Raw genomic sequence first — 7,108 nt, 5'->3', positions numbered from 1 at the left:
CCTTGCAGCACCCCCCCCGGAGCAAGCTGACCTCCCGTGGTAGTAGAGACCGCCATCGAGCTCGGGCTCGTCTTCGTGCTCGCGGCCACGCCGTGGATCGAGCTCGTCGTCGTCATCCCTGCGGGGGCGGCCATGGGGCTGCCGACGCTGCCCGTGACGGCCACCGCCTTCATCGGCAACGCCCTGCCGGTGCTCGCCATCGTCGCCCTCTTCCGCTGGTGGGAGCGCCGCCGCGGGCCGGTGCGGCGTCGCTGGGGCCCCCGGGCGAGGCGCGTCTGGCGGCGCTACGGCCTGCCCGGCCTGGCCCTGCTCGCCCCGGTGGTCACCGGCATCCACATGGCCTCGGTGATGGCCCTCGCCCTGGGGACGCCGCGGCGGCGGACGGTGCAGTGGATGGTCGCCAGCCTCGCCGGCTGGGCCGCGGTGACCGGCGCGCTCACCGCCCTAGGGATAGAGCAGCTCTAGGGGCGCAGCCGGGCCCGAGGCACGGGGCGGCGTATGTCCACACAGCCTGTGGAAAACTCTGTGGACGTTTTCCGGCGAGACTCCGCACACCGGCGGCCCGGCGGAGGGTGGGCAGTTTCTCGCCAGACCGGCGAACCCCTAGAAATCAAGAGATTACGAATATCGCCGGGGCGCCCGGGCGCCGGCGGAGCGGGCTTGACAGGGATGCGCAAGCCTCGTGCACGGCTGTGCAAAAAAGGCCGGAGGCGGCGGGCGGGTAGCCGCGTGGCGCCCGCGGCGGCTACCCGCTCCACTACCCGCACTGCCTCCCCAAGCGGGTGGACAGGCAGGAGGGTGCGGGGTATCGCCCGGGTACGCCTTGCGCTTCTCCCCGATCATCCCGGGGCATGGGACGGCTGAGAAGGGGACGGGGTCCGAGGGCTCGAGGGAATCTGGTGGCTATGGGTGGATTCGAACCACCGACCTTCGCATTATGAGTGCGACGCTCTAACCAACTGAGCTACATAGCCACTGCAGATCCTATATTCTTAAGGCTTACCGGCTCGCTGTCAAGCTCTCGCCCCCCTTGGTCGCGCTGTCGGCGTCGGTCAAAATATCCTGGGTGTGTGGGCCGTTACCGATGGCCGCACCAGGATGCCCAACGACCCTTTGCAGAAGGGAGAGACCGTTCCATGCAGATCCAGATCAACCCCGGCCCCGGCGTCCACGTCTCCGACGCCCTCGAGCAGAGCATCCGCGAGTCGCTGCAGACCGTGGAGCGGCGCTTCGGCGACCACCTGACCCGCATCGAGGTCCACTTCCAGGACGTCAACGGCCCCAAGGGCGGCGAGGTCAACAAGCACTGCCGGCTCGAGGCCCGGCCCCGCGGGCTCGACCCCGTCCTCGCCGAGAACTCGGCGGACGACGCCTACGACGCCGTACGCGGCGCCTCCCGCAAGCTCGAGCGCGTCCTCGACCACCGCCTCGGCAAGCTCGCCGATAAGCACCGCCACTGACGCTGGGCCTGGCCCCCTGCCGCGCCCGGAGCGCGGCAGGGGGCCTAGGGGGCAGCGCTCAGACGTTGAAGCGCACGTGCACCACGTCCCCCTCCGCCAGGACGTACTCCTTGCCCTCGAGCCGCCACCGGCCGGCCTCCTTCGCCCCCTGCTCGCCGCCGTAGGCGATGAAGTCGTCGTAGGCCGTCACCTCGGCGCGGATGAAGCCGCGCTGCATGTCGGTGTGGATCCGGCCGGCGGCCTCCGGCGCCGTCGCCCCGCGCGGGACGGTCCACGCCCGGGCCTCCTGGGGGCCGGCGGTGAAGAAGGTCTGCAGCCCCAGGAGCCGGTAGCCGGCCCGGATGACGCGGTTCAGCCCCGGCTCGTCGAGCCCGTAGCCGGCGAGCAGCTCGGCGCGGTCGGCCTCGTCGAGCACGGCGAGCTCGGCCTCGATGGCCGCGCAGACCGGCACCACCTCGGCGCCCTCCTGCCCCGCCAGGGCCTCGACGGACTCGAGCAGGGGGTTGCCGCTGAAGCCGTCCTCGGCGACGTTGGCGATGTACATCAGCGGCTTGAGGGTCAGCAGGTGGTACTCGCGCAGGCGCTGGCGCTCCGTCTCGTCGAGCTCGAGGGTGCGCAACGGCTGCCCCTCGTCGAGGGCGGCCCGGGCGCGCTCGAGGAGCTCGCGGCGCTTGACGGCCTCCTTGTCGCCGCTCTTGGCGGCGCGCTCCTGGCGGGCCAGGGCGCGGGAGACGGTGTCCAGGTCGGCGAGGGCCAGCTCGGTGTGGATGGTCTCGGCGTCGGCGCGCGGGTCCACCCGGCCGGCGACGTGGTGGACGTCCTCGCCCTCGAAGCAGCGCAGGACCAGGGCAATGGCGTCAGTCTCGCGGATCTGCCCGAGGAACTGGTTGCCTAGCCCCTCGCCGCGCGAGGCGCCGGCCACGAGCCCGGCGATGTCGACGAACTCCATGGTGGTCGGCACCACCCGCTCGGGGCGGACGAGCTCGGCGATGCGCTCGAGGCGCGGATCCGGCACCGCCACCACGCCGACGTTGGGGTCGATGGTGCAGAAGGGGTAGTTCTCCGCCGGGATCTCGTTCTGCGTCAGCGCGTTGAACAGCGTCGACTTGCCGACGTTGGGCAGGCCGACGATGCCGCAGTTAAAGCCCATAGTCGCTCTCGACTCCTCAGCCGCCCTTGACGCCGGTGTGCAGCCGCTGGCAAGCCCGGTCCCACTGCCCGGCGAGCAGCTGCGGCAGGCAGCCGGCGGCCTCCGCCACCGCCGCGTCGATGCGCTGGCGCTCCGCCGGCGAGGGCCGGGTGAGGACGTAGGGGATGACCTCGTCCCGGTGGCCGGGGTGGCCGACCCCGAGGCGCAGCCGCGCGAACTCGGCCGTGCCGAGGGCGGACTGGATATCCCGCAGCCCGTTGTGCCCGCCGTGGCCCCCGCCGCGCTTGAGGCGGACCCCACCCGGCGGGAGGTCGATCTCGTCGTGGGCGACGAGGATCTGCGCCGCCGGGATCTTGAAGAAGCTCGCCAGCGCCGCGACGCTGCGGCCACTGTGGTTCATGTAGGTGCTCGGCTCGAGCAGCCGGCAGTCGTAGCCGTCGACCGCCAGCCGCGCCACGGCGCCGTGGAACCGGCCCTGCTCGCGCAGCTCGCCGCCGAGGCGGTGGAGCAGCTCGTCGACGAGCCAGAACCCGGCGTTGTGCCGGGTCCCCTCGTACCTGCGCCCCGGGTTGCCGAGGCCGACGACGAGCCGGAAGGCCCCTTCGTCACCGGCCACGCCGGGCTACTCGCTCCCCGAGGACTCCTCGGCGCTCGCCCCGCGCGTCTTGCGCGTCGCCTGGATCGAGACCACGGGGGCGTTGGGGTCGCCGCCCTGCTGGAGCATCGCCGGCTCCACGCCCTCGGGCAGCTCGAGGTCGCTGAGGTGCACCGCCTGGCCGACGTTCAGCCGCGAGGCGTCGACCCGGATGAACGGCGGCAGGTCCTTGGGCAGGCAGACGACCTCGAGATCGAGCATGTCGTGGTGGAGCACGCCGCCGCGGCGCACGCCCGGAGCGACCTCCTCGCCCTCGACGTGGATCGGCACGTGGACGGCGATCGGCTGATCGGAGCGCACGCGCTGCAGGTCGATGTGCTGGACGAGGGGCTTGTACGGGTGGCGCTGCAGGTCCTTGACGATGGCCTGCTCCTGGTCCGAGCCGACGTTGACCGTCAGCACCGTGGAGAAGAACGACTCCTCCTGCAGCAGCCGGTAGAGCTGATCGCTCTCGAGGGCGACGGGCTGCGACTCCTTGCCCGCGCCGTAGACGACACCCGGCACGCGCCGCTGCTGGCGCAGGCGGCGCATGGCGCCCCGGCCGGTCTCCGTGCGCGGTTGGGCGTCGAGGGTCATTTCCACCGTCATGATCGATTCACTCCTGGGTTGGGAATCACTCCACGAAGAGCTCGCTGACCGACTCGTCGTTACTGACCCGGCGGATCGTCTCGGCGAGGATCTCGGCGATGCTCAGCTGCCGGATCTCCGGGCAGGCCGCGGCCGCCTCCCCGAGGGGGATGCTGTCGCTGACCACCAGCTCGTCGAGCCCCGAGCTCGAGACCTTCTCGACGGCGCTGCCGGAGAGCACCGGGTGCGTGATGTAGGCGACCACCTTGCGGGCGCCGCGCTCCTTGAGCGCGGTCGCCGCCTGGCAGAGGGTGCCGGCGGTATCGACGATGTCGTCGACGATGATGCACGTCTTGTCCTGGACATCGCCGATGATGTGCATGATCGACGACTCGTTGGGCCGCGGCCGGCGCTTGTCGATGATGGCCAGCTCGGCGTCGTCGAGGCGCTTGGCCACCGCGCGGGCGCGCACCACGCCGCCGACGTCCGGCGAGACGACGACCTTGCGCGGGTAGAGCTGGCGCCAGATGTCGCCGAGCAGGATCGGCGAGGCGTAGACGTTGTCCACCGGGATGTTGAAGAAGCCCTGGATCTGGTCGGCGTGCAGATCCACCGTGACGATGCGGTCGTAGCCGGCGGCCTGGAGCATGTCGGCGACGAGCTTCGCCGAGATCGGCACGCGCTGCGAGCGCGGACGCCGGTCCTGGCGGGCGTAGCCGAAGTACGGGATCACCGCCGTGACGCGCGCCGCCGAGGAGCGGCGCAGGGCGTCGACGATGGAGAGCAGCTCCATGAGGTTGTCGTTGGCCGGCTGGCAGGTGGACTGGACCACGAAGACGTCCTTGCCGCGGACGTGCTCGTTGATCTCCACCATGACCTCGTCGTCGCTGAAGCGGTCGACGACGGCGTGGCCGAGGCGCGTCTTGAGGTGGGCTGCGATGGACTCCGCCAGGGCCGGGTTGGAGTTCCCGGCGAATACCATCATGGGTCCGTTGACTTGCACGGCTAAACGTTCACCTTCCGGATCAGCGTCAAGCGGAATTGGCTGGGGCGGCAGGATTCGAACCTGCGATTCCCGGTACCAAAAACCGGTGCCTTACCGCTTGGCTACGCCCCAGTAGTCGATGGGCCTCGCGGGGGCGGGCTCAGGCGGCCGCCCCCCGCAATGTCGAGTGGGTCACGCCACGCGCCACGAAGCCGGACCAGCGCTCGGGCAGGGCGCTCAGCGCCTGCTGCGCCTGCCCCTGCTCGGCGAACGGGACGAAGCAACACCCGCCTGTGCCGCTCATCCGCGCCGCCCCGTAGCCCGAAAGCCACGCCAGGGCCTCGTCGACCTCCGGCCAGCGCCGGCGAACGACTGCCTCGCAGTCGTTACGCCCCCCCTCTTCACGTAGGTCGGATATTTTGAGGGGGGGCGAGTCCCGTGTCAATTCTGGATCGGCGAAGACGGCGGCGGTGGAGACCTGGGCGCCGGGGTCGACGACGAGGTACCACGGCCAGCCCCCGGCGGGCTCGGGGAGCGGCTCGAGCCGCTCGCCGACCCCCTCCGCCCAGGCGCTGAAGCCGCGGACGAAGACGGGGACGTCCGCGCCGAGGCGCAGCCCCAGCGCGGCGAGCGCCTCGACGCCCCAGCCCACGCCCCAGAGCTCGTTGAGGGCCACCAGCACCGTCGCCGCGTCGGACGACCCCCCGCCGAGGCCGCCGCCCGCCGGCAGGCGCTTGCGCAGCCGGATGTCCGCGCCCGCGGCCACCCCGGCCTCGGCCTTGAGGGCGCGGGCCGCCCGCACCGTCAGGTCGTCGTCGGCCGCCAGCCCCGCCGGCGGCGCCCAGCGCTCGATGGCGCCGTCGCGGCGCGGGCGCAGCTCCACGACGTCGCCGTAGTCGAGGAGCTGGAAGGCCGTCTGCAGCTCGTGGTAGCCGTCGCGGCGGCGCCCGCAGACGTGCAGGAAGAGGTTGAGCTTCGCCGGCGCCGGCCAGGCGCTCCAGCTACTCGCCATGGCCCAGGCTCCAGCCGCGCAGCGCCACCCGCAGCGCCTTCGCGCCGCGGTGGACCTCGAAGCGTGTCGGCATATCGATGCCCTCCACCGTCTGCCAGCCGTGGTAGGTCACGCGCCACCCGCCCTGGACGAGCCGCGCCGGGCGCCCCTCGCCGTCGAGCTCCCGCGCCTCGAGCTCGAGCCCCGCGGCCGGGCGCCCCACTATCCAGTCGCGCAGCGCCGTGACGGGGACCTCGTAGCCGGTGCGCGCCGCCACCAGCGCCTCCGGGCTCTCGGCGGTAAAGCGCCGCCCGCCGCCCTCCTCGAGGGCGACCTGCCCCGGCCGCCCGCGGATGCGCACCGAGCCGCTCCCGAACGGCCCCGAGAGGGCGAGGGTGTAGCGCCCCGGCGCCCGCTGGCGCCAGCGCAGCGACAGGGTGACGGCCTCGCCGGCGTCGCGCAGCGCCGCCCGCCCGGCGACGGACCACGCCTCGAGCGCCCCGCGCGCCTCGAGGAANGAACTCGCCGTAGGCCGCCTCCCGCTGCCCCTGCGGCGCCAGCAGCGCGCAGCCACCGAGCACGGCGAGGAGCAGCGCGGCGCCCCCTGCCCGCGCCAGCCGGCCGCAGCGCCGAGGCCCTCCGCTGCTACAGCGCATCCGGCCCCACCCCGTAGGCCTCCAGGGTCTCCTGCAGCAGGGGGTGGCCCGGGTCGGCCTCCCAGGCCTTGCCCCAGACCTCGCGGGCGCGCTGGCGGCGGCCGAGCTCCCAGAGCACCTCGCCGAGGTGGGCGCCGATCTCGCCGCCGCCCTGCTCGGCGAAGGCGCGCTCGAGGTAGCCGAGCGCCTCCTCGAGCCGGCCCTGGCGGTAGAGCAGCCACCCCTTGCTGTCGAGGATCGCCGCGCTCTCCGGCTTCTGCGCCAGGGCGCGGTCGATCAGCGACTCGGCCTCCTCGAGCCGCCGGCCCTGGTTAGCGAGGGTGTAGCCCAGGGCGTTCAGGGCGTAGGGGTCCTCGGGCTTGCGCTCGAGGACGCGGCGCAGGTCCGCCTCGGCGCCGTCGATGTCGCCGAGCTCGGCGCGGGCGAGGCCGCGGCCGTAGAGGAGATCGGGGTTGCCGGGCGCCGCCTCCAGCCCCCGGCTGTAGGTGCGCGCCGCCGCCGCGAAGCGCTCCGCCTGGAACAGCAGCTCGGCCTCCAGCAGGACCGCCCGCTCGGCGAGCTCAGGCCGCTCGCCCCGCACCCGCCCCAGCCGCTCCACGGCGGCGTCGAGCCCAAGGACCCCCGCCCGGGCCGCCTCCGCGACG

General features: G+C 73.0%; 8 protein-coding genes, 2 tRNA genes and 1 pseudogene. 2 read left to right on the top strand and 9 right to left on the bottom strand.

Annotated features, from left to right (window positions below; genetic code table 11):
* Positions 1-36 precede the first annotated feature (36 nt).
* On the top strand, positions 37-465 hold the full coding sequence (locus tag CKO13_RS09880) for a small multi-drug export protein (protein ID WP_200260276.1): 429 nt from the start codon (positions 37-39) through the stop codon (positions 463-465).
* Between the two features lie 432 nt (positions 466-897).
* On the opposite strand, the gene CKO13_RS09875 is transcribed toward CKO13_RS09880, so the two are convergent.
* Positions 898-974, bottom strand: a tRNA-Met gene (locus CKO13_RS09875).
* Positions 975-1,136: 162 nt separating this feature from the next.
* On the opposite strand from CKO13_RS09875, the gene CKO13_RS09870 reads away from it, so the two are divergent.
* Positions 1,137-1,460: an HPF/RaiA family ribosome-associated protein gene (locus tag CKO13_RS09870; RefSeq protein ID WP_200260273.1), complete on the top strand. Its 324-nt coding sequence runs from the start codon at positions 1,137-1,139 to the stop codon at positions 1,458-1,460.
* Between the two features lie 58 nt (positions 1,461-1,518).
* Here CKO13_RS09870 and ychF read toward each other — a convergent pair whose 3' ends face one another.
* The 8 genes and pseudogenes from ychF to CKO13_RS09830 form a co-directional block, all read right to left on the bottom strand.
* Positions 1,519-2,610 carry a redox-regulated ATPase YchF gene (gene ychF, locus CKO13_RS09865; RefSeq protein WP_200260270.1) on the bottom strand — a complete coding sequence of 364 codons (1,092 nt, stop codon included), beginning with the start codon at positions 2,608-2,610 and terminating at the stop codon, positions 1,519-1,521.
* Between the two features lie 16 nt (positions 2,611-2,626).
* On the bottom strand, positions 2,627-3,226 hold the full coding sequence (pth, locus tag CKO13_RS09860; protein WP_200260268.1) for an aminoacyl-tRNA hydrolase: 600 nt from the start codon (positions 3,224-3,226) through the stop codon (positions 2,627-2,629).
* A gap of 6 nt (positions 3,227-3,232) precedes the next feature.
* A complete protein-coding gene (locus tag CKO13_RS09855) occupies positions 3,233-3,853 on the bottom strand; it encodes a 50S ribosomal protein L25/general stress protein Ctc (RefSeq protein ID WP_200260263.1) in 621 nt (206 codons plus the stop codon).
* 25 nt (positions 3,854-3,878) lie between these two features.
* The gene (locus CKO13_RS09850) at positions 3,879-4,817 is read right to left on the bottom strand and encodes a ribose-phosphate pyrophosphokinase (protein ID WP_200260261.1); all 939 of its coding nucleotides are present in this window, start codon (positions 4,815-4,817) and stop codon (positions 3,879-3,881) included.
* Positions 4,818-4,874: 57 nt separating this feature from the next.
* Positions 4,875-4,949, bottom strand: a tRNA-Gln gene (locus CKO13_RS09845).
* 28 nt (positions 4,950-4,977) lie between these two features.
* On the bottom strand, positions 4,978-5,829 hold the full coding sequence (ispE, locus tag CKO13_RS09840; protein ID WP_200260258.1) for a 4-(cytidine 5'-diphospho)-2-C-methyl-D-erythritol kinase: 852 nt from the start codon (positions 5,827-5,829) through the stop codon (positions 4,978-4,980).
* A pseudogene (gene lolB / locus CKO13_RS13120) lies at positions 5,819-6,325 on the bottom strand (lipoprotein insertase outer membrane protein LolB); the annotation flags it as partial. The pseudogene lolB and the gene ispE, both read right to left, overlap by 11 nt.
* Before the next feature lie 128 nt (positions 6,326-6,453).
* On the bottom strand, positions 6,454-7,108 hold a 655-nt coding region (locus CKO13_RS09830), incomplete at its 5' end, for a tetratricopeptide repeat protein (RefSeq protein ID WP_200260251.1).

The organism is Halorhodospira neutriphila, assembly GCF_016584055.1.
Taxonomy (GTDB): domain Bacteria; phylum Pseudomonadota; class Gammaproteobacteria; order Nitrococcales; family Halorhodospiraceae; genus Halorhodospira; species Halorhodospira neutriphila.
This window is presented reverse-complemented; position numbering and strand designations above follow the sequence as displayed.